General features: G+C 42.0%; 43 protein-coding genes. 37 read left to right on the top strand and 6 right to left on the bottom strand.

Translation table 11 applies throughout. The features are described 5' to 3' along the window. Positions 1–219: 219 nt before the first annotated feature. From bfd to ACNART_RS17470, 32 genes are all read left to right on the top strand, one after another. Positions 220–417, top strand: coding sequence for a bacterioferritin-associated ferredoxin (gene bfd, locus ACNART_RS17315; RefSeq protein WP_196534405.1), 198 nt, complete (start codon positions 220–222; stop codon positions 415–417). A gap of 77 nt (positions 418–494) precedes the next feature. After that, positions 495–968 (top strand): bacterioferritin, encoded by a 474-nt coding sequence (bfr, locus tag ACNART_RS17320; protein WP_109374370.1) that lies wholly within the window; start codon positions 495–497, stop codon positions 966–968. A 348-nt stretch (positions 969–1,316) separates the two neighbouring features. Next, positions 1,317–1,628, top strand: a complete 312-nt coding sequence (gene rpsJ, locus ACNART_RS17325) for a 30S ribosomal protein S10 (protein WP_001181005.1) — start codon at positions 1,317–1,319, stop codon at positions 1,626–1,628. Positions 1,629–1,660: 32 nt separating this feature from the next. Further along, complete coding sequence (rplC, locus tag ACNART_RS17330; protein ID WP_109374369.1) at positions 1,661–2,290, top strand: 50S ribosomal protein L3; 630 nt, start codon at positions 1,661–1,663, stop codon at positions 2,288–2,290. Positions 2,291–2,306: 16 nt separating this feature from the next. Then, the gene (gene rplD / locus ACNART_RS17335) at positions 2,307–2,912 is read left to right on the top strand and encodes a 50S ribosomal protein L4 (protein WP_023583466.1); all 606 of its coding nucleotides are present in this window, start codon (positions 2,307–2,309) and stop codon (positions 2,910–2,912) included. Continuing rightward, positions 2,909–3,211, top strand: coding sequence for a 50S ribosomal protein L23 (gene rplW / locus ACNART_RS17340; RefSeq protein WP_004246962.1), 303 nt, complete (start codon positions 2,909–2,911; stop codon positions 3,209–3,211). The genes rplD and rplW overlap by 4 nt, the downstream gene beginning before the upstream one ends. A 19-nt stretch (positions 3,212–3,230) precedes the next feature. Beyond that, entirely contained in the window at positions 3,231–4,055 is an 825-nt protein-coding gene (gene rplB, locus ACNART_RS17345) for a 50S ribosomal protein L2 (RefSeq protein ID WP_006535497.1), read from the top strand. A 14-nt stretch (positions 4,056–4,069) separates the two neighbouring features. Beyond that, positions 4,070–4,348, top strand: a complete 279-nt coding sequence (gene rpsS / locus ACNART_RS17350) for a 30S ribosomal protein S19 (RefSeq protein ID WP_004246960.1) — start codon at positions 4,070–4,072, stop codon at positions 4,346–4,348. 14 nt (positions 4,349–4,362) lie between these two features. Beyond that, a complete protein-coding gene (rplV, locus tag ACNART_RS17355; protein WP_006535498.1) occupies positions 4,363–4,695 on the top strand; it encodes a 50S ribosomal protein L22 in 333 nt (110 codons plus the stop codon). A gap of 17 nt (positions 4,696–4,712) precedes the next feature. Then, positions 4,713–5,414 (top strand): 30S ribosomal protein S3, encoded by a 702-nt coding sequence (rpsC, locus tag ACNART_RS17360; RefSeq protein WP_023583467.1) that lies wholly within the window; start codon positions 4,713–4,715, stop codon positions 5,412–5,414. Positions 5,415–5,426: 12 nt separating this feature from the next. Beyond that, complete coding sequence (gene rplP, locus ACNART_RS17365; protein ID WP_006535500.1) at positions 5,427–5,837, top strand: 50S ribosomal protein L16; 411 nt, start codon at positions 5,427–5,429, stop codon at positions 5,835–5,837. Further along, complete coding sequence (gene rpmC, locus ACNART_RS17370) at positions 5,837–6,028, top strand: 50S ribosomal protein L29 (RefSeq protein ID WP_004238624.1); 192 nt, start codon at positions 5,837–5,839, stop codon at positions 6,026–6,028. The genes rplP and rpmC overlap by 1 nt, the downstream gene beginning before the upstream one ends. After that, a complete protein-coding gene (rpsQ, locus tag ACNART_RS17375; RefSeq protein WP_023583468.1) occupies positions 6,028–6,282 on the top strand; it encodes a 30S ribosomal protein S17 in 255 nt (84 codons plus the stop codon). The genes rpmC and rpsQ overlap by 1 nt, the downstream gene beginning before the upstream one ends. 176 nt (positions 6,283–6,458) lie before the next feature. Next, complete coding sequence (rplN, locus tag ACNART_RS17380) at positions 6,459–6,830, top strand: 50S ribosomal protein L14 (RefSeq protein WP_004246955.1); 372 nt, start codon at positions 6,459–6,461, stop codon at positions 6,828–6,830. Between the two features lie 10 nt (positions 6,831–6,840). Further along, positions 6,841–7,155 carry a 50S ribosomal protein L24 gene (rplX, locus tag ACNART_RS17385; RefSeq protein ID WP_006535502.1) on the top strand — a complete coding sequence of 105 codons (315 nt, stop codon included), beginning with the start codon at positions 6,841–6,843 and terminating at the stop codon, positions 7,153–7,155. Positions 7,156–7,168: 13 nt separating this feature from the next. Continuing rightward, on the top strand, positions 7,169–7,708 hold the full coding sequence (gene rplE, locus ACNART_RS17390; RefSeq protein WP_036933223.1) for a 50S ribosomal protein L5: 540 nt from the start codon (positions 7,169–7,171) through the stop codon (positions 7,706–7,708). A gap of 12 nt (positions 7,709–7,720) precedes the next feature. After that, positions 7,721–8,026 carry a 30S ribosomal protein S14 gene (gene rpsN / locus ACNART_RS17395; protein ID WP_006535503.1) on the top strand — a complete coding sequence of 102 codons (306 nt, stop codon included), beginning with the start codon at positions 7,721–7,723 and terminating at the stop codon, positions 8,024–8,026. Positions 8,027–8,058: 32 nt separating this feature from the next. After that, on the top strand, positions 8,059–8,451 hold the full coding sequence (gene rpsH, locus ACNART_RS17400) for a 30S ribosomal protein S8 (RefSeq protein WP_100158931.1): 393 nt from the start codon (positions 8,059–8,061) through the stop codon (positions 8,449–8,451). 14 nt (positions 8,452–8,465) lie between these two features. After that, positions 8,466–8,999 carry a 50S ribosomal protein L6 gene (gene rplF / locus ACNART_RS17405; RefSeq protein ID WP_023583470.1) on the top strand — a complete coding sequence of 178 codons (534 nt, stop codon included), beginning with the start codon at positions 8,466–8,468 and terminating at the stop codon, positions 8,997–8,999. A 9-nt stretch (positions 9,000–9,008) separates the two neighbouring features. After that, positions 9,009–9,362, top strand: coding sequence for a 50S ribosomal protein L18 (gene rplR, locus ACNART_RS17410; protein WP_023583471.1), 354 nt, complete (start codon positions 9,009–9,011; stop codon positions 9,360–9,362). Positions 9,363–9,376: 14 nt separating this feature from the next. Next, on the top strand, positions 9,377–9,877 hold the full coding sequence (rpsE, locus tag ACNART_RS17415; protein ID WP_023583472.1) for a 30S ribosomal protein S5: 501 nt from the start codon (positions 9,377–9,379) through the stop codon (positions 9,875–9,877). Between the two features lie 5 nt (positions 9,878–9,882). Next, positions 9,883–10,062 carry a 50S ribosomal protein L30 gene (gene rpmD / locus ACNART_RS17420; RefSeq protein ID WP_036914634.1) on the top strand — a complete coding sequence of 60 codons (180 nt, stop codon included), beginning with the start codon at positions 9,883–9,885 and terminating at the stop codon, positions 10,060–10,062. Positions 10,063–10,065: 3 nt separating this feature from the next. After that, the gene (gene rplO / locus ACNART_RS17425; RefSeq protein ID WP_004246944.1) at positions 10,066–10,500 is read left to right on the top strand and encodes a 50S ribosomal protein L15; all 435 of its coding nucleotides are present in this window, start codon (positions 10,066–10,068) and stop codon (positions 10,498–10,500) included. Positions 10,501–10,507: 7 nt separating this feature from the next. Beyond that, a complete protein-coding gene (gene secY / locus ACNART_RS17430; protein ID WP_006535510.1) occupies positions 10,508–11,830 on the top strand; it encodes a preprotein translocase subunit SecY in 1,323 nt (440 codons plus the stop codon). 42 nt (positions 11,831–11,872) lie between these two features. Further along, positions 11,873–11,989: a 50S ribosomal protein L36 gene (rpmJ, locus tag ACNART_RS17435; protein WP_071788572.1), complete on the top strand. Its 117-nt coding sequence runs from the start codon at positions 11,873–11,875 to the stop codon at positions 11,987–11,989. Between the two features lie 146 nt (positions 11,990–12,135). Continuing rightward, positions 12,136–12,492 carry a 30S ribosomal protein S13 gene (rpsM, locus tag ACNART_RS17440; protein ID WP_036914623.1) on the top strand — a complete coding sequence of 119 codons (357 nt, stop codon included), beginning with the start codon at positions 12,136–12,138 and terminating at the stop codon, positions 12,490–12,492. Positions 12,493–12,508: 16 nt separating this feature from the next. Next, entirely contained in the window at positions 12,509–12,898 is a 390-nt protein-coding gene (gene rpsK / locus ACNART_RS17445) for a 30S ribosomal protein S11 (protein ID WP_002919257.1), read from the top strand. A 36-nt stretch (positions 12,899–12,934) separates the two neighbouring features. Then, positions 12,935–13,555 (top strand): 30S ribosomal protein S4, encoded by a 621-nt coding sequence (gene rpsD / locus ACNART_RS17450; protein ID WP_004246942.1) that lies wholly within the window; start codon positions 12,935–12,937, stop codon positions 13,553–13,555. Positions 13,556–13,580: 25 nt separating this feature from the next. Further along, positions 13,581–14,570 (top strand): DNA-directed RNA polymerase subunit alpha, encoded by a 990-nt coding sequence (locus ACNART_RS17455; protein ID WP_006535513.1) that lies wholly within the window; start codon positions 13,581–13,583, stop codon positions 14,568–14,570. A 37-nt stretch (positions 14,571–14,607) separates the two neighbouring features. Continuing rightward, complete coding sequence (gene rplQ, locus ACNART_RS17460) at positions 14,608–14,994, top strand: 50S ribosomal protein L17 (protein WP_004246940.1); 387 nt, start codon at positions 14,608–14,610, stop codon at positions 14,992–14,994. A gap of 297 nt (positions 14,995–15,291) precedes the next feature. Continuing rightward, positions 15,292–15,705: a Zn(2+)-responsive transcriptional regulator gene (gene zntR / locus ACNART_RS17465; RefSeq protein ID WP_069368787.1), complete on the top strand. Its 414-nt coding sequence runs from the start codon at positions 15,292–15,294 to the stop codon at positions 15,703–15,705. 50 nt (positions 15,706–15,755) lie between these two features. After that, the gene (locus ACNART_RS17470) at positions 15,756–15,962 is read left to right on the top strand and encodes an alternative ribosome-rescue factor A (protein WP_109374368.1); all 207 of its coding nucleotides are present in this window, start codon (positions 15,756–15,758) and stop codon (positions 15,960–15,962) included. Between the two features lie 3 nt (positions 15,963–15,965). Here the strand turns inward: ACNART_RS17470 and mscL are convergent, their stop codons facing one another. The 5 genes from mscL to def all read right to left on the bottom strand — a co-directional run bounded on the left by mscL (position 15,966) and on the right by def (position 20,844). Beyond that, positions 15,966–16,373 (bottom strand): large-conductance mechanosensitive channel protein MscL, encoded by a 408-nt coding sequence (gene mscL, locus ACNART_RS17475; protein WP_109374367.1) that lies wholly within the window; start codon positions 16,371–16,373, stop codon positions 15,966–15,968. A 115-nt stretch (positions 16,374–16,488) separates the two neighbouring features. Continuing rightward, the gene (trkA, locus tag ACNART_RS17480; protein WP_109396567.1) at positions 16,489–17,865 is read right to left on the bottom strand and encodes a Trk system potassium transporter TrkA; all 1,377 of its coding nucleotides are present in this window, start codon (positions 17,863–17,865) and stop codon (positions 16,489–16,491) included. Positions 17,866–17,977: 112 nt separating this feature from the next. Next, the gene (rsmB, locus tag ACNART_RS17485; protein ID WP_109374365.1) at positions 17,978–19,246 is read right to left on the bottom strand and encodes a 16S rRNA (cytosine(967)-C(5))-methyltransferase RsmB; all 1,269 of its coding nucleotides are present in this window, start codon (positions 19,244–19,246) and stop codon (positions 17,978–17,980) included. Positions 19,247–19,345: 99 nt separating this feature from the next. Next, on the bottom strand, positions 19,346–20,293 hold the full coding sequence (gene fmt, locus ACNART_RS17490) for a methionyl-tRNA formyltransferase (RefSeq protein WP_196534408.1): 948 nt from the start codon (positions 20,291–20,293) through the stop codon (positions 19,346–19,348). Positions 20,294–20,319: 26 nt separating this feature from the next. After that, positions 20,320–20,844 carry a peptide deformylase gene (def, locus tag ACNART_RS17495; RefSeq protein WP_100158937.1) on the bottom strand — a complete coding sequence of 175 codons (525 nt, stop codon included), beginning with the start codon at positions 20,842–20,844 and terminating at the stop codon, positions 20,320–20,322. A gap of 130 nt (positions 20,845–20,974) precedes the next feature. On the opposite strand from def, the gene dprA reads away from it, so the two are divergent. The 5 genes from dprA to ACNART_RS17520 are packed head-to-tail and all read left to right on the top strand — an operon-like array spanning position 20,975 to position 24,345. After that, a complete protein-coding gene (dprA, locus tag ACNART_RS17500) occupies positions 20,975–22,120 on the top strand; it encodes a DNA-processing protein DprA (RefSeq protein WP_198630534.1) in 1,146 nt (381 codons plus the stop codon). An 18-nt stretch (positions 22,121–22,138) separates the two neighbouring features. After that, entirely contained in the window at positions 22,139–22,696 is a 558-nt protein-coding gene (locus ACNART_RS17505) for a topoisomerase DNA-binding C4 zinc finger domain-containing protein (protein ID WP_196534410.1), read from the top strand. Beyond that, complete coding sequence (tsaC, locus tag ACNART_RS17510) at positions 22,689–23,258, top strand: L-threonylcarbamoyladenylate synthase type 1 TsaC (protein ID WP_160229882.1); 570 nt, start codon at positions 22,689–22,691, stop codon at positions 23,256–23,258. Before ACNART_RS17505 ends, tsaC begins: the two co-directional genes overlap by 8 nt. Before the next feature lie 5 nt (positions 23,259–23,263). After that, the gene (gene aroE / locus ACNART_RS17515; protein WP_198621061.1) at positions 23,264–24,088 is read left to right on the top strand and encodes a shikimate dehydrogenase; all 825 of its coding nucleotides are present in this window, start codon (positions 23,264–23,266) and stop codon (positions 24,086–24,088) included. Further along, positions 24,085–24,345, top strand: a complete 261-nt coding sequence (locus tag ACNART_RS17520) for a DUF1488 family protein (RefSeq protein ID WP_196534412.1) — start codon at positions 24,085–24,087, stop codon at positions 24,343–24,345. Before aroE ends, ACNART_RS17520 begins: the two co-directional genes overlap by 4 nt. Here ACNART_RS17520 and ACNART_RS17525 read toward each other — a convergent pair. Continuing rightward, on the bottom strand, positions 24,321–24,884 hold the full coding sequence (locus ACNART_RS17525) for a gamma carbonic anhydrase family protein (protein ID WP_196534413.1): 564 nt from the start codon (positions 24,882–24,884) through the stop codon (positions 24,321–24,323). The two genes, ACNART_RS17520 and ACNART_RS17525, sit on opposite strands and share 25 nt — an antisense overlap. Between the last annotated feature and the right edge of the window lie 244 nt (positions 24,885–25,128).

A 25,128-nucleotide genomic window follows, 5' to 3' on the forward strand; every position in this document is an offset into this window, starting at 1 on the left:
CCTGATAGATTTATGCATGAAGAGGGCATCATTAGATGCCCTTTTTTGTATCTGTTATTTAGTGAATTTAAATTAAGTCAAACAATTCACGTTCTGTTGCTATATCGCTTTAGGTTTATATAAACCAAGTAAATACACTTAAGTCAAATAAATAGAAATTGAAATCATAATAATTATCATTTACTATTCACTGCGTGAGTCGTTAATGAGGTTGTTATTATGTATGTCTGTCTTTGCCATGGTGTGAGTGATAAAAAAATTATCTCTACTGTCCATAAACATCAAATCCGCACTATTAATGAATTACGTCAGATCCTGCCTGTTGGTAGCTGCTGTGGTAAATGTGTACGCCAAGCTCGTCAACTGATCGAAAATGAACAGTCTGCTCTTTACCCTCAAATTTCTGAAGTTGCATAACAAATTTTAAATTTCCTTTCTCTCCTCTTTGTATAAAAGGTCTACACTGATAAGACTGGAAGCAAAGGAGCATAAAAATGAAAGGTGATAAAAAAATGATAGCCCACCTTAATAAGTTATTAGGTGGAGAGCTTGTTGCAATTAATCAGTATTTCCTGCATGCCCGAATGTTCAAAAACTGGGGACTTACTCGCCTCAATGAAATGGAATATCATGAATCCATAGACGAAATGAAACACGCAGATAAATATATTGAGCGTATTTTGTTTCTTGAAGGAATTCCAAATTTACAAGACTTAGGCAAACTGAATATCGGTGAAGATGTTGAGGAAATGCTACGTTCTGATCTTGAATTAGAATTAGGTGGTGCCAAAGATCTACGTGAAGCAATTGCTTACGCAGATTCTATTCATGACTATGTCAGTCGTGATCTTATGCTAGAAATCTTAACTGATGAAGAAGGGCATATTGATTGGCTTGAAACCCAGCTCGAACTTATCGAACGCTTGGGGCTTCAAAATTATTTACAAGCCCAAATTATCGAAGAGTAACTCACTCACAATAAAAGAATGATTTACTTTCTTCTATAAATTATTGAATGCTTTTTGAAGCAAAGGTAATGAAGGTTGCCTTTGCTTTTTTTTATTTTAAAAAGGTAAAGCGAATTTTTATCGCTGATTTTTTATTCTTGGCTTGATTTCATCACTCAGGCAAGTATAATGCGCAGGCTCACTGATTTAGTGGGGCTGATTAATCAGCTAATGCAGATTTTATATTGCATTAATATAATACTCCCAATTGGGGAGTTATATGCAGAACGATTACACTCTCTCATCAATCGAAATGGGTACGAGTAGTGATCATTTACGTTTATAAAAAATAGTTGGAGCTCTGGTCTCATGCAGAACCAAAGAATCCGTATCCGCCTGAAAGCTTTTGATCATCGTCTGATTGATCAATCAACTGCGGAAATCGTAGAGACTGCTAAGCGCACTGGTGCGCAAGTTCGTGGTCCAATCCCACTGCCGACTCGCAAAGAGCGTTTCACAGTGTTGATTTCTCCGCACGTTAATAAAGATGCGCGTGATCAGTATGAAATTCGCACTCACAAACGTCTGGTTGACATCGTTGAGCCAACCGAGAAAACCGTTGATGCTCTGATGCGTCTGGATCTGGCTGCCGGCGTAGACGTGCAGATCAGCCTAGGTTAATCAGGTCATCAAGCGATTGAGAGGTTGAAACAATGATTGGTTTAGTCGGTAAGAAAGTAGGAATGACTCGTATCTTCACTGAAGATGGCGTTTCAATCCCTGTAACCGTTATCGAAATTGAAAACAACCGTGTTACTCAGATCAGAGATCTTGAGAAAGACGGTTATCGTGCCGTTCAGGTGACTACTGGTAGCAAAAAAGCTAACCGTGTACTGAAACCTGAAGCAGGTCATTTTGCTAAAGCTGGTGTTGAAGCTGGCCGCTTACTACGTGAATTCCGTCTGAATGAAGGCGAAGAATACACTGTAGGTCAAAGCATTAGCGTAGAAATTTTCGCTGACGTTAAAAAAGTCGACGTTACTGGAACATCTAAAGGTAAAGGTTTTGCTGGTACTGTAAAGCGCTGGAACTTCCGTACTCAAGATGCTACCCACGGTAACTCCTTGTCTCACCGTGTTCCGGGTTCTATCGGTCAGAACCAGACTCCGGGTAAGGTGTTCAAAGGCAAGAAAATGGCAGGTCAACTGGGTAACGAACAAGTTACCGTTCAGAGCCTGGAAGTAGTACGTGTTGACGCTGAGCGCAACCTGCTGCTGGTCAAAGGTGCTGTTCCAGGTGCAACTGGCAGTGACCTGATCGTTAAACCAGCTGTCAAGGCGTAACGTCGAGGAGATAGGAATGGAATTGGTAATGAAAGACGCGCAAGGCGCGCTGACTGTTTCCGAAACTACCTTCGGGCGTGACTTTAACGAAGCGCTTGTGCATCAAGTAGTCGTTGCATACGCTGCTGGTGCTCGTCAAGGTACTCGTGCTCAGAAAACCCGTGCTGAAGTTTCTGGTTCAGGCAAAAAGCCTTGGAGACAGAAAGGTACAGGTCGTGCACGTTCAGGTTCAATCAAGAGCCCAATTTGGCGCTCTGGTGGTGTTAGCTTCGCAGCTAAACCACAGGACCACAGTCAAAAAGTAAACAAAAAGATGTACCGTGGTGCTCTGAAGAGCATTCTGTCTGAACTGGTACGTCAAGATCGTCTGATCGTCGTAGAGAAGTTCTCTGTTGAAGCTCCTAAAACTAAGCTTTTAGCGCAGAAACTGAAAGATATGGCTCTGGAAGATGTTCTGATCATCACTGCTGATGTAGATGAGAATCTGTATTTAGCAGCACGCAACTTATATAAAGTTGACGTACGTGATGCAGCAACAATCGACCCTGTTAGCTTAATCGCCTTCGACAAAGTCGTCATGACTGCTGACGCTGTGAAGCAAGTTGAGGAGATGCTGGCATGATCCGTGAAGAACGTCTGCTGAAAGTACTGCGCGCGCCGCATGTATCTGAAAAAGCTTCTATCGCGATGGAAAAATCAAACACCATCGTTCTCAAAGTTGCTAAAGACGCGACCAAAGCAGAGATTAAAGCAGCTGTACAAAAACTGTTTGAAGTCGAAGTTGAAAGTGTTAACACTCTGCTGATGAAAGGCAAAGTGAAACGTCACGGTCAGCGTATTGGTCGTCGTAGCGACTGGAAAAAAGCTTACGTCACCCTGAAGGAAGGCCAGAATCTGGACTTCGTCGGCGGCGCTGAGTAAGTCGGAGGAGTAAAGAACAATGGCAATTGTTAAATGTAAACCTACGTCTCCGGGCCGTCGCCACGTAGTTAAAGTGGTAAACCCTGAGCTGCATAAAGGGAAACCTTATGCGCCATTGCTGGAAAAGAACAGCAAGTCCGGTGGTCGTAACAACAATGGTCGTATCACTACCCGTCATATCGGTGGTGGTCACAAACAGGCTTACCGTATTGTTGACTTTAAACGCAACAAAGATGGTATCCCTGCGACAGTAGAACGTCTGGAATATGATCCAAACCGTTCAGCTAACATCGCTTTAGTGCTGTATGCTGATGGTGAACGTCGCTACATTCTGGCTCCAAAAGGCCTGAAAGCGGGTGATAAAGTTCAGTCTGGCGTTGATGCTGCTATCAAAGCGGGTAACACCTTACCAATGCGTAATATCCCGGTTGGTTCTACAGTTCATAACGTAGAAATGAAACCAGGTAAAGGTGGTCAGTTAGCTCGTTCAGCTGGTACTTACGTTCAGATCGTTGCTCGTGATGGTGCTTATGTCACTATTCGTCTGCGTTCTGGTGAAATGCGTAAAGTTCCTTCTGATTGCCGTGCAACTATCGGTGAAGTTGGCAACTCTGAGCACATGTTACGCGTTCTGGGTAAAGCTGGTGCAAGTCGCTGGCGTGGTATTCGTCCTACCGTTCGCGGTACTGCGATGAACCCAGTCGATCACCCACATGGTGGTGGTGAAGGTCGTAACTTTGGTAAACACCCAGTAACACCTTGGGGCGTTCAAACCAAAGGTAAGAAGACTCGTAAAAACAAACGCACTGAACATTTCATCGTTCATCGTCGTACTAAGAAATAATTAGAGGATAAGCCATGCCACGTTCTCTCAAGAAAGGTCCTTTCATTGACCTGCACTTGCTGAAGAAGGTAGAGAAAGCGGTGGAAAGCGGTGACAAAAAGCCTGTTAAGACTTGGTCCCGTCGTTCAACGATCTTTCCTAACATGATCGGTTTGACCATCGCTGTCCATAATGGTCGTCAGCATGTTCCAGTTTACGTTTCCGACGAAATGGTTGGTCACAAACTGGGTGAATTCGCGCCGACCCGTACTTATCGCGGTCATGCAGCCGATAAAAAGGCTAAGAAAAAATAAGGTAGGAGGAAGAGATGGAAACTATCGCTATGCATCGCCACGCTCGTTCTTCTGCTCAGAAGGTTCGCTTAGTAGCTGACCTGATTCGCGGTAAGAAAGTGTCGCAAGCTCTGGAAATTTTAACCTTTACCAACAAGAAAGCTGCTGGTTTAGTGAAGAAAGTACTGGAGTCTGCTATTGCTAATGCAGAACACAACGATGGCGCTGACATTGATGATCTGAAAGTAGCTAAGATCTTTGTTGACGAAGGTCCTTCTATGAAGCGCATTATGCCTCGTGCAAAAGGCCGTGCAGATCGTATTCTGAAGCGCACCAGCCACATCACTGTGGTTGTGTCTGATCGCTGAGACTCTGGAGACTAGCAATGGGTCAAAAAGTACATCCTAATGGTATCCGCCTTGGCATTGTCAAGCCTTGGAATTCCACATGGTATGCGGGTACCAATGAATTCGCTGACAACCTAGACAGCGACTTTAAAGTACGTCAGTACTTAACTAAAGAACTGGCTAAAGCATCTGTATCTCGTATCGTTATCGAACGTCCTGCGAAAAGCATCCGTGTGACTATTCACACTGCTCGCCCAGGCATCGTTATCGGTAAAAAAGGTGAAGATGTTGAAAAACTGCGCAAAAACGTAGCGGATATCGCTGGCGTTCCTGCGCAAATTAATATCGCCGAAGTACGTAAACCTGAACTGGACGCAAAATTAGTTGCTGACAGCATCACTTCACAGCTGGAACGTCGTGTTATGTTCCGTCGTGCTATGAAGCGTGCGGTACAGAACGCTATGCGTTTAGGCGCTAAAGGTATTAAAGTGGAAGTAAGTGGTCGCTTAGGCGGCGCTGAAATCGCTCGTACTGAATGGTATCGTGAAGGTCGTGTACCTCTGCACACTCTGCGTGCAGATATCGACTACAATACCTCAGAAGCACAAACCACTTATGGTGTGCTCGGCGTTAAGGTATGGATCTTCAAAGGTGAGATCCTGGGTGGTATGGCTGCAGTTGAACAGGCGGAAAAACCGGCTGCTCAACCTAAAAAGCAGCAGCGTAAAGGCCGCAAGTAAGGAGAGTCGCTGATGTTACAACCAAAGCGTACAAAATTCCGTAAAGTGCACAAAGGCCGCAACCGTGGCTTAGCTGCTGGTGCGGATGTAAGCTTCGGGACTTACGGTCTTAAAGCTGTGGGCCGTGGTCGTCTGACTGCACGTCAGATCGAAGCGGCACGTCGTGCAATGACCCGTGCAGTTAAGCGTCAGGGTAAAATCTGGATCCGTGTGTTCCCAGACAAACCAATCACTGAAAAGCCGCTCGAAGTCCGTATGGGTAAAGGTAAAGGTAACGTTGAGTATTGGGTTGCCTTAATCCAGCCAGGTAAAGTCCTGTATGAAATGGATGGTGTGCCTGAAGAACTGGCCCGTGAAGCATTCAAGCTGGCGGCAGCAAAACTGCCTATCAAAACCACCTTTGTAACTAAGACGGTGATGTAATGAAAGCAAAAGAGCTGCGCGAAAAGAGCGTTGAAGAGCTGAACACAGAACTGCTGAATTTACTGCGCGAGCAGTTTAACCTGCGTATGCAGGCAGCAAGTGGTCAGTTACAACAGTCTCATCTGTTGAAACAAGTGCGTCGTAATATCGCACGCGTTAAGACTTTACTGACTGAGAAGGCGGGTGCGTAATGACCGATAAAATCCGTACTCTGCAAGGTCGTGTAGTTAGTGACAAAATGGAGAAATCTATTGTCGTTGCTATCGATCGTATGGTTAAACACCCATTATATGGTAAGTTTATCCGTCGTACGACCAAACTGCATGTACATGACGAGAACAACGAATGTGGAATTGGTGACGTAGTAGAAATTCGTCAAACACGTCCACTGTCTAAGACTAAGTCTTGGGCGTTAGTTCGCGTTGTAGAAAAAGCTGTTCTGTAATAGAATAGCCTTTTCGTACGAAATAAACGGCTCAAAACTGAACGAGCCGTTTATTTTTTCTGTCCATATCGAGAATGTGGTGTTATAATGCCGCTCCCTCGTATTATGGGATATTGAACGGCCTCTTCTAATGTGGAAGTGGCTCAGTAGTAGTTGACATTTAGCGGAGCACTAAAATGATCCAAGAACAGACTATGCTGAACGTGGCCGACAACTCCGGTGCACGTCGCGTAATGTGTATCAAGGTTCTAGGTGGCTCGCACCGTCGCTACGCAGATGTAGGTGACATCATCAAAATTACCATCAAGGAAGCAATTCCACGTGGTAAAGTTAAGAAAGGTGATGTACTGAAAGCGGTAGTGGTGCGCACCAAGAAGGGTGTTCGTCGCCCTGACGGTTCTGTCATTCGCTTCGATAGCAACGCTTGTGTATTGTTAAACAACAACAGCGAGCAAGTTATTGGTACGCGTATTTTTGGGCCGGTTACTCGTGAACTTCGTAACGAGAAGTTTATGAAAATAATCTCTCTGGCACCTGAAGTACTCTAAGGAGCAGGCAATGGCAGCGAAAATCCGTCGTGAAGACGAAGTTATCGTGCTGACTGGTAAAGATAAAGGTAAGCGCGGTAAAGTAAAACAGGTTCTTTCTTCTGGTAAAGTTATCGTTGAAGGTATCAATCTGGTTAAAAAACATCAGAAGCCAGTTCCGGCTCTGAACCAACCAGGTGGCATCGTTGAAAAAGAAGCTTCTATCCAAGTTTCTAACGTTGCAATCTTCAATGCGGCAACCGGCAAGGCTGACCGTGTAGGTTTTAGATTCGAAGACGGCAAAAAAGTTCGTTTCTTCAAGTCTAATAAAGAAACTATCAAGTAATTTGGAGTATACGATGGCGAAACTGCATGATTACTACAAAGACGAGGTAGTCCAAAAACTGATGTCTCAGTTTGGTTACCATTCTGTCATGCAAGTCCCTCGGGTCGAGAAGATCACCCTGAATATGGGTGTTGGTGAAGCGATTGTTGATAAAAAACTGCTGGACAATGCAGCAGCTGATTTAGCAGCAATCTCAGGTCAAAAACCTTTGATCACCAAAGCACGCAAATCTGTTGCAGGCTTCAAAATCCGCCAGGGCTATCCGATCGGCTGTAAAGTGACCCTGCGTGGCGAACGCATGTGGGAGTTCTTTGAACGCCTGATCTCTATTGCTGTACCACGTATCCGTGACTTCCGTGGTTTGTCCGCTAAATCATTTGATGGACGTGGTAACTACAGCATGGGCGTACGTGAGCAAATCATCTTCCCTGAAATCGATTACGATAAAGTGGATCGTGTTCGTGGTTTGGATATTACCATTACTACGACTGCGAAATCAGATGATGAAGGTCGCGCACTGTTAGCAGCGTTTAACTTCCCGTTCCGCAAGTAAGGCAGGGCATTCATGGCTAAGAAATCTATGAAAGCACGTGATGTAAAACGTGCGAATTTAGCTGAGAAATTCTTCGCAAAACGCGCAGAACTGAAAGCTATCGTTTCAGATGTGAACGTGTCTGACGAAGATCGTTGGAATGCTGTTCTGAAACTGCAAACTATGCCACGTGATTCAAGTCCTTCACGTCAGCGTAATCGCTGCCGTCAAACTGGACGTCCGCACGGTTTCCTGCGGAAATTTGGCCTCAGCCGTATTAAAGTCCGTGAAGCCGCTATGCGCGGTGAAATCCCGGGCCTTAGAAAGGCTAGCTGGTAATTACCATAATTGAATCACGGGAGTAAAGACAGATGAGCATGCAAGATCCCATCGCGGATATGCTGACCCGTATCCGTAACGGTCAGGCCGCGAACAAAGTTGCGGTCACAATGCCTTCCTCCAAGCTGAAAGTGGCGATTGCCAACGTGCTTAAGGAAGAAGGTTATATTGAAGATTTTAAAATTGAAGGCGACACTAAGCCAGAACTGGAAATCACTTTAAAATATTTCCAAGGTAAGGCTGTAGTAGAAAGCATCCAGCGCGTAAGCCGTCCAAGTCTGCGCATCTATAAAAGAAAAGATGAGCTGCCAAATGTTATGGCAGGACTGGGCATCGCTGTTGTTTCTACCTCAAAAGGTGTTATGACTGATCGTGCAGCTCGCCAAGCAGGTCTTGGTGGCGAGATTATCTGCTACGTAGCTTAATTCGGGAGGAAAGAATGTCTCGTGTGGCAAAAGCACCCGTCGTCATTCCTGCCGGCGTAGAGGTTAAACTCAACGGTCAGGTAATTACGATTAAGGGTAAAAACGGCGAGCTAACTCGTACTATCCATAATGCAGTTGAAATTCAACATGCTGACAACCACTTAACTTTCGCACCTCGTGATGGTTTTGCTGATGCATGGGCACAGGCGGGTACTACTCGTTCTCTGTTAAATGCAATGGTTGTAGGTGTTACCGAAGGCTTCACTAAGAAACTGCAACTGGTAGGTGTAGGTTATCGTGCGTCTATTAAAGGCAATGCGGTTAACTTATCAGTAGGTTTTTCACATCCAGTGGAACACCAACTGCCAGCAGGCATCACTGCTGAATGCCCAACACAAACTGAAATCGTACTGAAAGGTGCGGATAAGCAAGTGATTGGTCAAGTAGCAGCTGAACTGCGTGCTTACCGTCGCCCTGAACCTTATAAAGGTAAAGGTATTCGTTACGCCGACGAAGTTGTGCGTATCAAAGAGGCTAAGAAGAAGTAAGGTAACACTATGGATAAGAAAGCAGCTCGTATCCGTCGTGCGACCCGCGCACGCCGTAAGCTCCAGGAATTGGGTGCGACTCGCCTGGTGGTACACCGTACCCCTCGCCATATTTATGCGCAGGTTATTGCACCAAACGGTTCTGAAACTTTGGTGGCCGCTTCTACTACAGAAAAAGCTATCATTGAGCAACTGAAAAACACTGGAAACAAAGAAGCAGCAGCAGTAGTTGGTAAAATTGTTGCTGAACGCGCTCTGGAAAAAGGTATCAAAGTAGTATCATTTGACCGTTCCGGTTTCCAATATCATGGTCGAGTCCAGGCACTGGCAGATGCTGCCCGTGAAGCTGGCCTTCAGTTCTAAGGTAGGAGTGTAAGATGGCTCACATCGAGAAACAAGCTGGCGAACTGCAGGAAAAGCTGATCGCGGTAAACCGCGTATCTAAAACCGTTAAAGGTGGTCGTATCTTTAGCTTCACCGCTCTTACAGTAGTTGGTGATGGTAATGGCCGCGTTGGTTTTGGATATGGCAAAGCTCGCGAAGTTCCGGCAGCAATCCAGAAAGCGATGGAAAAAGCCCGTCGCAATATGAAAACCGTCGCTTTAAACAACGGTACTCTGTTCCACCCTGTTAAAGGTACTCACACAGGCTCACGCGTATTTATGCAGCCTGCTCATGAAGGTACCGGTATCATCGCAGGTGGTGCAATGCGTGCAGTTCTAGAAGTGGCTGGCGTTCGTAACGTACTGGCTAAAACCTATGGTTCCACTAACCCGATTAACGTGGTTCGTGCAACACTGGACGCTTTAGATAGCATGAAGTCTCCAGATATGGTCGCAGCTAAGCGTGGTAAATCCGTTGAAGAAATTCTGGGGTAATGACCATGGCTAAGACTATTAAAATTACTCAAACACGCAGCTTAATCGGCCGTCTGCCTAAACATAAGGCAACTATGACTGGTTTAGGCCTGCGTCGCATCGGTCACACTGTAGAACGCGAAGATACACCAGCAGTTCGCGGTATGATCAACTTGGTTTCCTATATGGTTAAAGTTGAGGAGTAAGAGATGCGTTTAAATACTCTGTCTCCGGCTGAAGGTGCCAAGCATGCGCCTAAACGTGTAGGTCGTGGTATCGGTTCTGGCTTAGGTAAAACTGGCGGCCGTGGTCACAAAGGTCAGAAATCTCGTTCTGGCGGTGGCGTACGTCGTGGTTTTGAAGGTGGCCAGATGCCTTTATATCGTCGTTTACCAAAATTTGGTTTTACTTCACGTAAATCATTCGTGACTGCGGAAATCCGTCTGTCTGATTTAGCTTACGTTGAAGGCGATGTAATCGATCTGAATGCACTGAAAGCCGCAAACGTTGTTGGCCCACAGATTGAATTTGCAAAATTAATTCTGTCTGGCGAGGTTAACCGTGCAGTGACTATTCGTGGTCTGCGTGTTACCAAAGGTGCCCGTGCAGCAATCGAATCAGCTGGCGGTAAAATTGAGGAATAAGTGACAGATGGCTAAACAACCAGGTTTAGATTTTCAGAGTGCTAAAGGTGGTGTTGGTGAACTAAAACGCAGACTTTTGTTTGTTCTTGGTGCACTTATTGTCTTTAGGATTGGCTCTTTTATTCCTATCCCTGGTATTGATGCCACTGTGCTTGCCAAATTGCTCGATCAGCAAAAAGGCACCATCATTGAAATGTTTAACATGTTCTCTGGTGGTGCTCTTAGCCGTGCTTCTATCTTTGCGCTGGGTATCATGCCTTATATTTCGGCATCGATTATTATCCAACTCTTATCAGTGGTTAACCCTCGGTTAGCAGAGATTAAGAAGGAAGGGGAGGCCGGTCGTCGTAAGATCAGCCAATATACCCGTTATGGTACTTTGGTGCTGGCGATATTCCAATCAATTGGTATCGCAACAGGCTTACCGAATATGCCAGGAATGCAAGGTCTGGTAATTAATCCAGGCTTACCATTCTATATTACGGCTGTTGTGAGCTTAGTCACTGGGACAATGTTCCTAATGTGGTTAGGTGAGCAAATCACTGAACGTGGTATTGGTAACGGTATCTCAATTATTATCTTTGCAGGTATCGTTGCAGGTCTTCCGCCTGCCATTGGTCAAACCATCGAGCAGGCGCGGCAAGGCGAACTGCACTTCCTCCTGTTATTGTTGGTTGCAGTATTAGTGTTCGCAGTTACTTTCTTTGTTGTTTTTGTAGAAAGAGGACAACGTCGTATCGTTGTTAACTATGCAAAACGTCAACAAGGGCGTAGAATATACGCGGCACAAAGTACACATCTACCACTTAAAGTAAATATGGCGGGTGTTATACCAGCAATTTTTGCTTCAAGTATTATCCTGTTTCCTGGTACAATAACCTCTTGGTTTGGCGATGGTACAGGGTGGGGTTGGCTGACGACGATTTCTTTAAATCTACAGCCTGGTCAACCTATTTATGTGTTACTATACGCTGCTGCAATCATATTCTTCTGTTTCTTCTATACGGCGTTGGTTTTCAACCCAAGAGAAACGGCAGATAACCTGAAGAAGTCCGGTGCATTTGTACCAGGAATTCGCCCGGGAGAGCAGACGGCTAAATATATAGATAAAGTAATGACACGTTTAACCTTAATCGGTGCCTTGTATATTACCTTTATCTGTCTCATCCCGGAGTTCATGCGTGACGCAATGAAAGTACCTTTCTATTTTGGTGGTACTTCCCTCTTAATCGTGGTTGTGGTCATCATGGATTTTATGGCTCAAGTGCAAACTCTCCTGATGTCAAGTCAGTATGAGTCTGCATTGAAAAAAGCAAATCTTAAAGGTTAATTACTGATAAGCGATTTGTTTTAGAAGTTACGGAGAGTAAAAATGAAAGTTCGTGCTTCCGTCAAGAAAATGTGCCGTAACTGCAAAATTGTTAGACGTCACGGTCACGTGCGTGTAATTTGCAGCGTCGAGCCTAAGCATAAACAGCGTCAAGGCTAATTTATTGCATTTTTTTCTTGCAAAGTTCGGTTGAGCTGGCTAAATTAGCCAGCCCAATCTTTTATAATATATACAGTATTGTTTGAGTATCCTGAAAACGGGCTTTTCAGAATGGTACTGTATAACTGCTAATTTAGGAGTGCATAGTGGCCCGTATAGCAGGCATTAACATTCCTGATCATAAACATACTGTAATCGCATTAACTTCGATTTACGGTATCGGTAAGACCCGCTCACAGGCTATCTGTGTAGCTGCTGGTATTGCTGAAAATGTTAAGATCAGTGAGCTGTCTGAAGAGCAAATCGACAAGCTGCGTGACGAAGTTGCCAAATACGTTGTAGAAGGTGATCTGCGTCGTGAAGTTACCCTGAGCATCAAACGTCTGATGGATCTTGGTACTTACCGTGGTTTACGTCATCGTCGTGGTCTACCAGTTCGCGGTCAGCGTACTAAGACTAACGCACGTACCCGTAAGGGTCCGCGTAAGCCGATCAAGAAATAATCGGGGTATTTGAACAATGGCAAAAGCACCTATTCGTGCACGTAAGCGTGTAAGAAAACAAGTCTCTGACGGTGTGGCTCATATCCATGCTTCTTTCAACAACACAATCGTTACTATTACCGATCGTCAAGGTAACGCATTGGGTTGGGCTACTGCCGGTGGTTCCGGTTTCCGTGGTTCTCGTAAATCTACTCCGTTCGCGGCTCAGGTTGCAGCAGAACGTTGCGCTGAAGCTGTTAAAGAGTACGGAATTAAGAACTTGGAAGTTATGGTTAAAGGACCTGGTCCTGGTCGTGAGTCAACTATCCGTGCATTAAACGCGGCTGGTTTCCGCATCACTAATATTACTGATGTGACTCCGATTCCTCATAACGGTTGTCGTCCACCGAAAAAACGTCGCGTTTAATAACGTTTTCGTTTTTAGGAAAGTTGGAGAAAGAAAATGGCAAGATATTTGGGTCCTAAGCTCAAGCTGAGCCGCCGTGAAGGTACAGATTTATTTCTAAAATCTGGCGTTCGGGCGATTGACACCAAGTGTAAACTGGAACAAGCACCAGGTCAGCACGGCGCACGTAAACCGCGTCTTTCTGATTACGGTGTTCAGTTACGTGAAAAACAAAAAGTACGTCGTATTTACGGTGTTCTAGAACGTCAATTCCGTAACTACTACAAAGAAGCAACTCGTCTGAAAGGCAACACAGGTGAAAACCTGCTGACTTTGCTGGAAGGTCGTCTGGATAACGTTGTTTATCGTATGGGCTTTGGCGCAACTCGCGCAGAAGCACGTCAGATGGTTAGCCATAAAGCAATCATGGTAAATGGTCGCGTGGTTAACATTGCTTCTTATCAGGTTTCCCCGAATGACGTAGTCAGCGTTCGTGAAAAATCGAAAAAACAGTCTCGTATCAAGGCTGCTTTAGAGCTGGCTGAACAGCGTGAAAAGCCAACATGGCTGGAAGTTGATGCTGCTAAGATGGAAGGTGTGTTCAAACGTATTCCTGAACGTACTGACTTGTCTGCTGACATTAACGAGCACCTGATCGTCGAGCTTTACTCCAAGTAAGGCTTAGCACCAAAGAGAGGACACAATGCAGGGTTCTGTGACAGAGTTTCTAAAACCGCGCCTGGTTGATATCGAGCAAGTCAGTTCGACGCACGCCAAGGTGACCCTTGAACCATTAGAGCGAGGCTTCGGCCATACTCTTGGTAACGCACTGCGCCGTATTCTGCTTTCGTCTATGCCGGGTTGTGCGGTAACAGAGGTTGAGATTGATGGTGTACTGCATGAGTACAGCACCAAAGAAGGTGTTCAGGAAGATATCCTAGAAATACTGCTCAACCTTAAAGGGTTGGCGGTAAAAGTTCATGGTAAAGATGAAGTTATTCTTACTTTGAGCAAATCTGGCATTGGCCCTGTTATTGCAGCCGATATCATCCATGACGGTGATGTCGAAATCGTCAAGCCGCAGCACGTTATCTGCCACCTTACAGACGAAAACGCATCTATTAATATGCGTATCAAAGTTCAGCGTGGTCGTGGTTATGTGCCGGCTTCTGCCCGAATTCATTCGGAAGAAGATGAGCGCCCTATCGGTCGCCTTTTAGTAGACGCGTGCTATAGCCCAGTTGAGCGTATTGCTTATAATGTGGAAGCAGCTCGTGTTGAACAGCGTACCGACTTGGATAAGCTGGTTATCGAGATGGAAACTAACGGTACTATCGATCCAGAAGAATCGATTCGCCGTGCAGCGACTATCCTGGCTGAACAGCTTGAAGCTTTTGTTGACTTACGTGATGTTCGTCAACCAGAAGTTAAAGAAGAGAAGCCAGAATTCGATCCTATCTTACTGCGCCCAGTAGACGATCTTGAATTGACTGTCCGCTCTGCTAACTGTCTGAAGGCAGAAGCAATCCACTACATCGGTGATCTGGTACAGCGTACTGAAGTTGAATTACTTAAGACGCCTAACCTTGGTAAGAAATCTCTTACTGAGATTAAAGACGTACTGGCGTCGCGTGGTCTATCTCTGGGTATGCGCCTTGAGAATTGGCCACCTGCAAGTATCGCTGATGAATAAGATCACAGGTTAAGGTTTTACTGAGAAGGATAAGGTCATGCGCCATCGTAAGAGTGGTCGTCAATTGAACCGCAACAGCAGCCATCGTCAGGCTATGTTTCGTAACATGGCAGGTTCTTTAGTTCGTCATGAGATAATCAAGACAACTTTGCCTAAAGCGAAAGAACTGCGTCGCGTCGTTGAGCCGCTGATTACTCTTGCCAAGACCGACAGCGTAGCTAATCGTCGTCTGGCATTCGCCCGTACTCGTGATAACGAAGTCGTGGCAAAACTGTTTACAGTATTAGGTCCGCGTTTTGCGAGCCGTGCAGGTGGTTACACTCGTATTCTGAAGTGTGGCTTCCGTGCTGGTGACAACGCTCCAATGGCTTACATTGAGCTTGTTGACCGTGCTGATTCTGAAACAGAAGCAGCAGCTGAATAATTTAATTATTATTTAGTGAAGCGAATAAAAAGACCGGATTTTTAATCCGGTTTTTTTATATCTATTGAAAATGATAGCTACTGAAACTAGTTTTATAAAAATAACTTATCAAGCCATACTCCAACCTTTCTATTTGTTATTCCATGCTTTTTTACTTACTTTTGTGTTGCATCATATTTATTTTTTGTGATTTCAGCATACTGCTATTTTGATAAGATAAGCTTCGCACTATATTTCAATTCTATTATTTTGATTATTTGCTATGCTTATTCATCATTTAGAGTGAGGGAATGATCCATGTATCGTATTGGGCAGGTTGCAAAATTAGCGAATGTGACAACAGATACAATCCGTTTTTATGAAAAACAAGGATTGATGGATCATGACAGGCGAACAGAAGGTGGCTATCGCCTATATACAGAGCAAGATCTCCAACGTTTGCGTTTTATTCGTTATGCAAAAGAGTTGGGTTTTACATTAGACGCGATTACAGAGCTACTTTCTATTCGCGTTGATCCTGCTCATCACACTTGTGTTGAATCAAAGCATATTGTTGATGCAAGGCTTGCTGAAGTTGAAATTCGCTTGAAAGAAATGGAAAGAATGCGAGATTCATTGAAGATGTTAAGTAATGCATGTTGTGGTAGTGCTCATGAAAGTACTTATTGTTCTATTCTTGAAATACTTGAATCTGGCGCCACAAAGCAATAATATCTGTACCGTATTACGTTTTATGTTCTTTAACAATTTAAGAGGTTTTTATGTCTAGCAAATATCAGCACCAGAAAGGGGCTATTAAAGATAATGCTTTAGCAGCACTTGTTCATGATCCATTATTTAGACAACGCGTGGAAAAGAATAAGAAAGGAAAAGGAAGTTATATGAGAAAAGCAAAACATGACAAGAAGGGTAACTGGGAGGCCAGTGATAACAAAAGATTTTTTCAATTGTTATCACTGGCCTTTTAGTTTTTATTTTTGCTGATTTTTTAATAAATCACGAATTTCTGTTAATAGAGTTTCTTCTGCGGAAGGAGCCGGTGGTGCTTTAGGTGCTTCTTCTGCTTGACGACGTGTCTTATTGATTAATTTGATTGCGCAGAATATAGCAAATGCAACGATGGCAAAGTCAAAAACAGTTTGAATGAACATACCATAATTTAGGACAACAGCAGGCACATCTCCAGTTGCATCTCTTAATACAAGGCTAAATTGTTTAAAATCAATACCGCCAATTAATAATCCTAATGGTGGCATGATAATATCAGCAACTAGAGATGAAACAATCTTACCGAAAGCTGCACCGATGATGACACCGACTGCCATATCAACAACGTTGCCTTTCATGGCAAATTCACGGAACTCTTTGAAAAAAGACATAACCACCCCTTATTTATCTCAATATAGATTTATTATGTAAAAATATAGTATCTAACATGATAATAATAGACCATTATAAGTAACAATCACTATTATTCTTATTTCTACATAATCTTTATAAGAAAAATGGACTTGGCTGGAAAAGTTTTTCAACTTCAGGAACATATTTTTTATCAGTGATAAACATAATCACATGATCACCCTGTTCTATGGAGTGACTTGCGTTTGCAATAATAACATCTTGCTCTCTAACAATTGCACCAATGATGGTTCCTGGTGGTAGCTTTATATCTTGTATACGGCGGCCAACAACTTTTGATGTATTTTCATCACCATGTGCAACGGCTTCAATTGCCTCTGCAACACCTCGCCGTAATGATGAAACGCTAACAATATCAGCTTTACGAACATGGCCTAAAAGTGCAGAAATAGTTGCTTGTTGTGGTGATATTGCAATATCAATAACCCCACCTTGGACTAAATCAACATAAGCGCTACGCTGAATAAGTACCATTGCTTTTTTAGCACCCATTCTTTTTGCCAGCATCGCTGACATAATATTGGCTTCATCATCGTTAGTCAGTGCGATAAATACATCAATTTGTTCAATATGTTCTTCAGCAAGAAGTTCTTGATCTGATGCATCACCATAAAAAACGATGGTGTCATGGAGTAATTCAGCCAGTTCTGTGGCACGTTGCTGATTATGTTCAATAAGTTTGACGCTATAATCTTTTTCTAATCTAGCAGCTAAACCGGCACCGACATTACCACCACCAACAATCATAATGCGTTTATAAGGTTTTTCTAATCGTTGTAACTCGCTCATTACTGCACGAATATGCTGAGATGCGACGACAAAGAAAACTTCATCTCCAGCTTCAATAATTGTAGAGCCTTGAGGTCTTATAGGTCTGTCTTGACGAAAAATTGCAGCAACTCGTGTATCGATATGTGGCATATGATCACGTAATGTTGATAACGCATTCCCAACGAGAGAACCACCGTAATACGCTTTTACCGCAACAATACTGACTTGACCATCGGCAAAATTAACAACTTGTAAGGCACCTGGGTATTGGATCAATTTATAAATATAATCGATAACCAAATGCTCTGGTGAGATTAAATAATCAATGGGAATAGCTTCTGGGAGAAAGAGTTTATCTGCTTCACGAACAAATTCAGAGGCACGTATCCGAGCAACTTTATTAGGTGTATTGAACAGAGTGTAAGCAACTTGGCACGCTATCATATTGGTTTCGTCAGAGTTGGTGACGGCAACCAGCATATCTGCATCTTCAGCACCAGCTTCTCTTAAGATCCTTGGGTGAGATCCATGTCCATTGACTACTCGTAAATCGAATTTATCTTGAAGTTGGCGTAAGCGATCTGCATTAGTGTCAACGACAGTAATATCATTATTCTCCCCGACAAGATTTTCAGCGAGAGTACCACCTACTTGACCAGCGCCTAAGATAATAATTTTCATCGTAATTTCTCAGAGTATTCGATTAACAAATAGAAAAGAAACGCAAGATCTGGATGATCTTGCGTTGAAATAGTAGCGTTTTTTAGATCTGATATCATCTTTTATCACAAGATCATATTTTCTTGATCAATGCATAAAAGAAACCATCGCCACCTTCTGCTTCTGGTAAGCATTGGTGTTGATAATCGCATTGTGCATCTTTCGTTGATGCTAAAAATGCTTCAACTTGTTGTTTATTTTCTTCAGGTAAAATAGAGCAGGTTGCATATACCAACGTGCCACCAGATTTTAGGTATGGCCAAATAGCATGAAGGATCTCTTTTTGAATTTGAGCCAATTGCTCAATATCGTCATTACGACGAAGCCATTTTATATCTGGGTGACGACGGATAACACCAGTTGCTGAGCATGGTGCATCAAGAAGAACTCGGTCAAACTGCATGCCTGAACACCATTGTTCAGGATAACGACCATCACCACTTTTGACGACTGCATTAAGTTTTAAACGCGTAAGGTTCTCTTGTACACGTTTTAAACGTTGCTCATCTATGTCGATAGCTAATACGTGAGCCTGCGGAGCTATTTCTAAAATATGTGTTGTTTTACCACCAGGTGCTGCACATAAATCAAGGATCTGCTCTTTATTTTCTGGTGCTAATAATTCAGCACAACGTTGAGCTGAACGATCTTGAACTGTTACCCAACCATCAGCAAATCCTGGGAGAAGATTCACGTTGCATGGATTCTCTAAACGGATCGCGAAAGGGTGGCTATCATCAGCAATAGCGGGAATTTCTTCATTTCCAAGTAATGTTAAATATTCTTCTCGAGAATGATGGCGTTGATTTACACGTAACCACATTGGTGGCTTCTGGTTATTGCCTTCAACAATACTCATCCACTGCTCAGGGTAAGCCTGTTTAATACGAGTAAGTAGCCATGATGGATGGAGAAAACGATTTTCGCTATTTTGAAAACGTTCGTTCAGGATATCTTGTTGGCGTTGAAACTGACGTAACACACCGTTAATCAATCCTTTTAGCTGTGGTTTTTTTAGTGCAACAGCACCATTTACCGTCTCTGCTAGAGCTGCGTGAGCAGGAATGCGTGTATAAAGCAGCTGATATAAACCAACCATAATGAGGTAGTGTAAAATACGCTGTTTGCCTTTTAATGGTTTATCCATGAGTTGCTGAATAATCCATTCTAATTGTGGCAATGTGCGTAATACGCCAAAGCAGATTTCTTGCAATAAGGCTTTATCTTTGTCTGAAATATTTTTCTGAAGTTCTGGTATGACAGTGCTTAGAGACAAGCCTTGATCTAATACTTGATTGATAGCTTTTGCTGCAATGCTACGTAAGTTGTATGACGTTTTCATAATGAGTTAACGTTTAATATTGAGCGCCAGAGATGTATTACGTTGGCGTGAAAAAAGGAAAACCCTGATAATAATGTTAGATATCAGGGCTTAGAATTATTATTGAATGATTTTTCCAGGAGTGAACCAATCTCGCTTGGAGTTTAAGAAATCAGCAGAAGCCATAGGTTTCTTACCCGATGGTTGTAATTCAGTGATATTTAGAATGCCGTTACCTGTCGCAATATAAATACCCGTTTTATCTGCTTTTAATAAGGTTCCTGCAGGTTTATCTGTATTATCCGCTATAGCTTGTGCTTTCCATACTTTTACAGGTTGCTCGTCTAACATGAAAAAGCTCATTGGCCATGGATTGAATGCTCTAATGCAACGTTCAATCTGTTCTGCTGATAATGACCAATCAATCTTTGCTTCTTCTTTAGATAATTTTTGTGCGTAATTTGCTAAATTGTCGTCTTGTTTCTCAGCTTTTATTTTACCTGAGGTAATGAGATCTAACGTAGTTGTTAGAGCCTTAGGTCCAAGTTCTGCAAGTTTTTCATAAAGTGATGCGCTGGTATCTTCATTTGTAATTGGACATGATGCTTTATACAGCATATCGCCTGTATCTAAACCAACATCCATTTGCATAATTGTGACGCCTGTTTCTTTATCTCCCGCCCACAAAGAGCGTTGAATTGGTGCAGCACCACGCCATTTAGGAAGGAGAGAACCATGCACATTAAGGCAACCTAAACGCGGTATTTCAAGAACGGCTTTAGGTAAAATCATGCCATAAGCAACAACAATCATAATATCTGCTCGTTGTGCTGCTATCCACTCATGGTTCTCTTCTGGTTTTAAAGAGGCTGGTTGATAAACAGGAATATCATGAGTTAATGCCAGTTCCTTAACAGGGCTAATAGTCAGTTTCTTACCTCTTCCTGCGGGTTTATCTGGAGGAGTAAGGACTCCCACCACACGATGTTGAGTTGATAACAATGCAGCTAAATGCCGAGCCGCAAAATCGGGTGTTCCCGCAAAAATAATACGTAATGAATCAGACACGTTTTCTTCCTGTTTCAATTTAACTGTTACTGTCCTGTTTTAGCTCTTTTTTTATCTAGCTTATCGAGTTTTTCAACTTTTTGGCGGATGCGTTGGCGTTTTAATGGAGATAAATAATCTACAAATAGCTTGCCAACTAAATGATCCATTTCATGTTGAATGCAGATAGCTAATAAATCATCAGCTTCTAACTCAAAAGGTTGACCATTGTAATCAAGGGCTTTCACTTTTACGTGCTCTGCACGAGGAATAAAAGCACGCTGTTCTGGGATAGATAAACAGCCTTCTTCTATGCCTGTATCACCGTCGGCATCAAGAAGTTCTGGATTTATTAATACCAGTCTTTGATCTCTTGTTTCAGAGACATCAATGACGATAATGCGCTGGTGAATATTCACCTGTGTCGCGGCTAAACCGATACCTTCTTCCAAATACATCGTTTCAAACATATCATCGACAATTTTTTGAATTTCGGCATCAACTTTTTCGACTGGCTTTGCAATCGTGCGAAGGCGCTCGTCTGGATAATGTAATACGTGTAACACTGCCATAATTTATTCGGACTGTTTCTAAAATGTGAATAGGATTTAACGTCTATTCTAGACATTTATTGTCTAGATTGACAGTATTTGGTGTGTTTAGCGCTCACCCTGTTTGCTAAAAACAATATTAGGATAATGCATGGATGCTAGAGAAATATGGATAAGACTTAATGCTGTTTCAAGACTACCTATTAATAAAGCGATTCAAATTGCAAAGTATCTACAATCTTTGACTCAGTTAAATCAAAGACTATTAATAGGTTGTGGTCTGTCAGAACAGCAAAGTCATCAATTCTTAAGACTTCATGCAAATACTGTCAACGATACATTAAAGTGGTTAGATAAAAACGAATCATCATTATTAACGATTATAGATTCAGATTACCCATCTTTATTAAAGCAAATTTCATCACCGCCACTTTTGCTTTTTGTTGCAGGAAATAGGCAGCATTTAAAAAGCACACAAATTGCATTAATTGGTAGCCGAGTTGCTACACCCTATGGTTCCAAATGGGCAACTTATTTTGCACAGGAATTAGTAAAGAAAGAACTCACTATTACAAGTGGGTTAGCTCAAGGTATCGATGGTATAGGGCATCGAAGTGCATTAAAGAATAATGGTATTACTATTGCTGTACTAGGAAGTGGCTTAGAGCAGATTTATCCGTCATTTCATCGCACTCTTGCAACACAAATAAAAGAGTCTGGTCTTATTATTTCTGAACATTTACCTATGACACCACCTTTAGCGCGCCATTTTCCTCAACGTAACCGGATTATTAGTGGGCTAAGTGCTGCACTGCTTATTGTCGAAGCAGGAATTAAAAGCGGTTCTTTAATAACAGCAAATTATGCTTTGCAACAAGGTAAAGAGTTGTTTGTGTTACCTGGATTATTAGGAGATGCTCATTTTGAAGGTAATCACCAGCTTATTAAGCAAGGTGCAAATTTAGCATCTTCACCTGAAGATATTCTGGAATATTTAAATAGCTCTTTGCAGTGGCTTACTTGTGATAATGAGTATCAACAAAAAATTATAACAGATGAATATACGACATTTATCAATAATGAAAAACGAGAGGATAAAACAGAGCAACTTACACCAGAACAACAACACGCAATGGATGTGATATTGCCTTTTCTACGTTTTAATAAAATAGTACCTATTGATATCATTGCTCAGGATAGTGGATTATCAACTTCTGAATTAGCTCCTCTTTTATTAGAACTTGAGCTTATTGAAAAAATCGCTATTGTGGCTGGTGGCTATACTCGATTGGAATAAGTGTAATGAGGTAAAACAATGGCAAAGAATATGCCGTTTACACAGCAACCTGAGCAGGGAAAATGCCCTGAATGTGGTAGCGCATTAGTGATGAAAAATGGAGGACATGGCCCTTTTTTAGGATGCTCTGCTTATCCTGATTGCCACTATATTAAAACACTGAAACCACAAGGTGATGGGCAAATTATCAAAGTCCTAGAAGGACAACCTTGTAAGTGCTGTGGTGCTGATTTAGTTTTACGTCAGGGTAAATTTGGGATGTTTATTGGTTGTAGCAATTATCCTGAGTGTGAACATATAGAGCAAATTGATAAACCTGATGAAACTGTTATACCTTGCCCTCAATGTGAAAAAGGAAAGCTATTACAACGTAAGTCTAGGTTTGGTAAGACATTTTATGCTTGTAACCAATATCCAGAATGCCAATTTGTATTAAATAACAAACCTGTTAATGGTGAATGCGAATATTGCCACTATCCATTATTGATGGAAAAAAGGTCTTCTCAAGGAGTAAGATTGGTGTGCGCCAGCAAATTATGTGGAAAGCAACAAACAAAAAGAGAAGAACATGAATAACGAAGCATCACCTGTAAGCAATACTATTATAGAAGCATTAAAAAATAATAAAGTTATCGCATATCCAACAGAAGCTGTATTTGGGGTGGGTTGTGATCCTGATAGCGAGCATGCTGTTATGGCACTATTAATGTTAAAACAACGTTCAATTGAAAAAGGGCTAATTTTAATTGCTGATAATTATGAGCAATTGAAACCTTATATTGATGATAGTGCATTAACACAAACTCAACGAGACAGAATGTTTGCATCTTGGCCAGGACCAATTACATGGGTTATTCCTGCTAAATCAACGACGCCAAAGTGGTTAACTGGAAAATTTGCTTCTTTAGCCGTGAGAGTAACAGACCACTCAGTTGTTAAAGAGTTATGCTTAGCTTATGGAAAACCTTTAGTTTCAACGAGTGCTAACTTAAGTGGATTGCCACCATGTCGTACAGTTGAAGAAGTAAGAAAACAATTTGAGGATACAATTCCTATCGTTGAAGGGAATGTTGGAGGTAGACAGAATCCTTCTGAAATCCGAGATGCCTTAACAGGTGAATTGTACCGACAAGGGTGATTGTGATGGAAAAATATTTAGTGATGGGAAACCCTATCGAGCATAGTCAGTCTCCTTTCATTCACCAATTTTTCTCAAAACAAACAGGAATAGAGTATGGCTATGGACGCTTACTTGTTCCTTTAGGTGAATTTGATAAAACTGCCTCACATTTTTTTTCTAATGGGGGACGAGGTGCTAATGTTACTGTTCCTTTCAAAGAAGATGCATTCCGCTTTGTGGATAAATTAACAGATAGAGCAAAAGCATGTGGTGCAGTTAACTCTATTGTTAAATTAGAAGATGGATCACTTCTTGGTGATAACACTGATGGACAAGGACTTATTCTGGACTTAGCAAGGCTCGATTTTATCGTGCCTAATAAGGTTAAATCCGTCTTAGTTATTGGCGCTGGTGGCGCAACAAGAGGAATATTACTTCCATTACTTGATTACGATTGTGATATTACTTTAACCAATCGCACATTTACTAAAGCCGAGCAATTAGTAAAAGAGTTTAGTCAATTTGGAACAATCAGAGCAATAGCTGCTGAAGATGTTGCTGATAGACATTACGATTTAATTATAAATGCATCTGCATCTAGTATGACTAATGATTTACCACCGATTCCTAATGATGTTTATGGTTTTGAAACAGCGTGCTATGACCTTTATTATCAAACTGGAATGACTTCATTTCTATATAACGCATTAAAACATGGAAGTACGCGTTTATCAGATGGATTAGGTATGTTAGTAGGACAAGCGGCTTATGCATTTGAATTGTGGTATGAACTTGTACCGGATATTAATCCCGTCCTTAATGTATTAAGAGAAAAATTGAATAAATGAACCAATCCATTCAATTTCCAGATCGTGAAATATGGCTAACTGAAAATAGGAGTGTTCTTTTTCCTATAATGATCAATGGAATGCTTTTTGATTGTCAAATTACAGAACAAGAGCTTATTGAGCGTTTTGGTGTTGGTGAGGGAATTTTATTATTTAAACAAAATCGTTGGGATATTGAAGAAGAATTTGAAGAGTTGGTAACAGAGTATGAGTTATCAACTCTCCATCCTATCTATTCTTTATCAATGGTAGATTGATGAGTGGCTAAATAGTTATTTTTCCACCCGACATAATTATTAGCAGAATAGATAAAGTGCTCTATTTCTGCTGATGAAAGTGGGCGAACCTTTTTCACCGGACTTCCTAAGTAAAGAAAACCGCTTTCAAGCCGTTTTCCTGGCGGAACTAAACTACCCGCACCAATCATTACATCGTCTTCAATAATTGCACCATCAAGTAAAATAGAACCCATTCCTACTAAAACACGATCTCCGATTGTGCACCCGTGTAGCATTGCTTTGTGCCCAACAGTAACGTTATCACCAATAATAAGAGGAAAACCTTCAGGATCATTGGATGAGATATGAGTGACATGAAGAACCGAACCATCTTGAATATTTGATCTTTTCCCAATACTCACGTAATTCACATCACCACGAATAACAACCATAGGCCAAATACTGACATCTTCACTAATACGTACATCTCCAATCACAGTTGCTGTTTCATCAATAAAAACATCTTTATCAATAGAAGGTGAAAGGTGTAAGTAATTCCTGATTGTTGATTTCCCCATAATTTACCCTCGTACTTGGTTTCACTTTATAATAAGAAAAGCATAGCAGTGGATGGGGTGGGCTGGCGAGAGCAATGATTTTTATGATGCATGACTATAAAAAACGATAATAAAAGAGAAAGTAGAGCAATAGAGTGTGATTGATAGAATATACCGAATAGACAATAACAAGATAAAGCGTATATTTTTTACACACAAAAGATGTTTTCCGTATCAAAAATAGACGTAAAGTTCAAAAAGAGAA

Source organism: Proteus sp. LHD240705 (assembly GCF_047921555.1).
Lineage (GTDB): Bacteria > Pseudomonadota > Gammaproteobacteria > Enterobacterales > Enterobacteriaceae > Proteus.

Excerpts from the sequence above, each read along its gene's own strand:
- bfd (WP_196534405.1), top strand. The coding sequence starts at position 220 with ATGTATGTCTGTCTTTGCCATGGTGTGAGTGATAAAAAAATTATCTCT.
- bfr (WP_109374370.1), top strand. The coding sequence starts at position 495 with ATGAAAGGTGATAAAAAAATGATAGCCCACCTTAATAAGTTATTAGGT.
- rpsJ (WP_001181005.1), top strand. The coding sequence starts at position 1,317 with ATGCAGAACCAAAGAATCCGTATCCGCCTGAAAGCTTTTGATCATCGT.
- rplC (WP_109374369.1), top strand. The coding sequence starts at position 1,661 with ATGATTGGTTTAGTCGGTAAGAAAGTAGGAATGACTCGTATCTTCACT.
- rplD (WP_023583466.1), top strand. The coding sequence starts at position 2,307 with ATGGAATTGGTAATGAAAGACGCGCAAGGCGCGCTGACTGTTTCCGAA.
- rplW (WP_004246962.1), top strand. The coding sequence starts at position 2,909 with ATGATCCGTGAAGAACGTCTGCTGAAAGTACTGCGCGCGCCGCATGTA.
- rplB (WP_006535497.1), top strand. The coding sequence starts at position 3,231 with ATGGCAATTGTTAAATGTAAACCTACGTCTCCGGGCCGTCGCCACGTA.
- rpsS (WP_004246960.1), top strand. The coding sequence starts at position 4,070 with ATGCCACGTTCTCTCAAGAAAGGTCCTTTCATTGACCTGCACTTGCTG.
- rplV (WP_006535498.1), top strand. The coding sequence starts at position 4,363 with ATGGAAACTATCGCTATGCATCGCCACGCTCGTTCTTCTGCTCAGAAG.
- rpsC (WP_023583467.1), top strand. The coding sequence starts at position 4,713 with ATGGGTCAAAAAGTACATCCTAATGGTATCCGCCTTGGCATTGTCAAG.
- rplP (WP_006535500.1), top strand. The coding sequence starts at position 5,427 with ATGTTACAACCAAAGCGTACAAAATTCCGTAAAGTGCACAAAGGCCGC.
- rpmC (WP_004238624.1), top strand. The coding sequence starts at position 5,837 with ATGAAAGCAAAAGAGCTGCGCGAAAAGAGCGTTGAAGAGCTGAACACA.
- rpsQ (WP_023583468.1), top strand. The coding sequence starts at position 6,028 with ATGACCGATAAAATCCGTACTCTGCAAGGTCGTGTAGTTAGTGACAAA.
- rplN (WP_004246955.1), top strand. The coding sequence starts at position 6,459 with ATGATCCAAGAACAGACTATGCTGAACGTGGCCGACAACTCCGGTGCA.
- rplX (WP_006535502.1), top strand. The coding sequence starts at position 6,841 with ATGGCAGCGAAAATCCGTCGTGAAGACGAAGTTATCGTGCTGACTGGT.
- rplE (WP_036933223.1), top strand. The coding sequence starts at position 7,169 with ATGGCGAAACTGCATGATTACTACAAAGACGAGGTAGTCCAAAAACTG.
- rpsN (WP_006535503.1), top strand. The coding sequence starts at position 7,721 with ATGGCTAAGAAATCTATGAAAGCACGTGATGTAAAACGTGCGAATTTA.
- rpsH (WP_100158931.1), top strand. The coding sequence starts at position 8,059 with ATGAGCATGCAAGATCCCATCGCGGATATGCTGACCCGTATCCGTAAC.
- rplF (WP_023583470.1), top strand. The coding sequence starts at position 8,466 with ATGTCTCGTGTGGCAAAAGCACCCGTCGTCATTCCTGCCGGCGTAGAG.
- rplR (WP_023583471.1), top strand. The coding sequence starts at position 9,009 with ATGGATAAGAAAGCAGCTCGTATCCGTCGTGCGACCCGCGCACGCCGT.
- rpsE (WP_023583472.1), top strand. The coding sequence starts at position 9,377 with ATGGCTCACATCGAGAAACAAGCTGGCGAACTGCAGGAAAAGCTGATC.
- rpmD (WP_036914634.1), top strand. The coding sequence starts at position 9,883 with ATGGCTAAGACTATTAAAATTACTCAAACACGCAGCTTAATCGGCCGT.
- rplO (WP_004246944.1), top strand. The coding sequence starts at position 10,066 with ATGCGTTTAAATACTCTGTCTCCGGCTGAAGGTGCCAAGCATGCGCCT.
- secY (WP_006535510.1), top strand. The coding sequence starts at position 10,508 with ATGGCTAAACAACCAGGTTTAGATTTTCAGAGTGCTAAAGGTGGTGTT.
- rpmJ (WP_071788572.1), top strand. The coding sequence starts at position 11,873 with ATGAAAGTTCGTGCTTCCGTCAAGAAAATGTGCCGTAACTGCAAAATT.
- rpsK (WP_002919257.1), top strand. The coding sequence starts at position 12,509 with ATGGCAAAAGCACCTATTCGTGCACGTAAGCGTGTAAGAAAACAAGTC.
- rpsD (WP_004246942.1), top strand. The coding sequence starts at position 12,935 with ATGGCAAGATATTTGGGTCCTAAGCTCAAGCTGAGCCGCCGTGAAGGT.
- ACNART_RS17455 (WP_006535513.1), top strand. The coding sequence starts at position 13,581 with ATGCAGGGTTCTGTGACAGAGTTTCTAAAACCGCGCCTGGTTGATATC.
- rplQ (WP_004246940.1), top strand. The coding sequence starts at position 14,608 with ATGCGCCATCGTAAGAGTGGTCGTCAATTGAACCGCAACAGCAGCCAT.
- zntR (WP_069368787.1), top strand. The coding sequence starts at position 15,292 with ATGTATCGTATTGGGCAGGTTGCAAAATTAGCGAATGTGACAACAGAT.
- ACNART_RS17470 (WP_109374368.1), top strand. The coding sequence starts at position 15,756 with ATGTCTAGCAAATATCAGCACCAGAAAGGGGCTATTAAAGATAATGCT.
- mscL (WP_109374367.1), bottom strand. The coding sequence starts at position 16,373 with ATGTCTTTTTTCAAAGAGTTCCGTGAATTTGCCATGAAAGGCAACGTT.
- trkA (WP_109396567.1), bottom strand. The coding sequence starts at position 17,865 with ATGAAAATTATTATCTTAGGCGCTGGTCAAGTAGGTGGTACTCTCGCT.
- rsmB (WP_109374365.1), bottom strand. The coding sequence starts at position 19,246 with ATGAAAACGTCATACAACTTACGTAGCATTGCAGCAAAAGCTATCAAT.
- def (WP_100158937.1), bottom strand. The coding sequence starts at position 20,844 with ATGGCAGTGTTACACGTATTACATTATCCAGACGAGCGCCTTCGCACG.
- dprA (WP_198630534.1), top strand. The coding sequence starts at position 20,975 with ATGGATGCTAGAGAAATATGGATAAGACTTAATGCTGTTTCAAGACTA.
- ACNART_RS17505 (WP_196534410.1), top strand. The coding sequence starts at position 22,139 with ATGGCAAAGAATATGCCGTTTACACAGCAACCTGAGCAGGGAAAATGC.
- tsaC (WP_160229882.1), top strand. The coding sequence starts at position 22,689 with ATGAATAACGAAGCATCACCTGTAAGCAATACTATTATAGAAGCATTA.
- aroE (WP_198621061.1), top strand. The coding sequence starts at position 23,264 with ATGGAAAAATATTTAGTGATGGGAAACCCTATCGAGCATAGTCAGTCT.
- ACNART_RS17520 (WP_196534412.1), top strand. The coding sequence starts at position 24,085 with ATGAACCAATCCATTCAATTTCCAGATCGTGAAATATGGCTAACTGAA.
- ACNART_RS17525 (WP_196534413.1), bottom strand. The coding sequence starts at position 24,884 with ATGGGGAAATCAACAATCAGGAATTACTTACACCTTTCACCTTCTATT.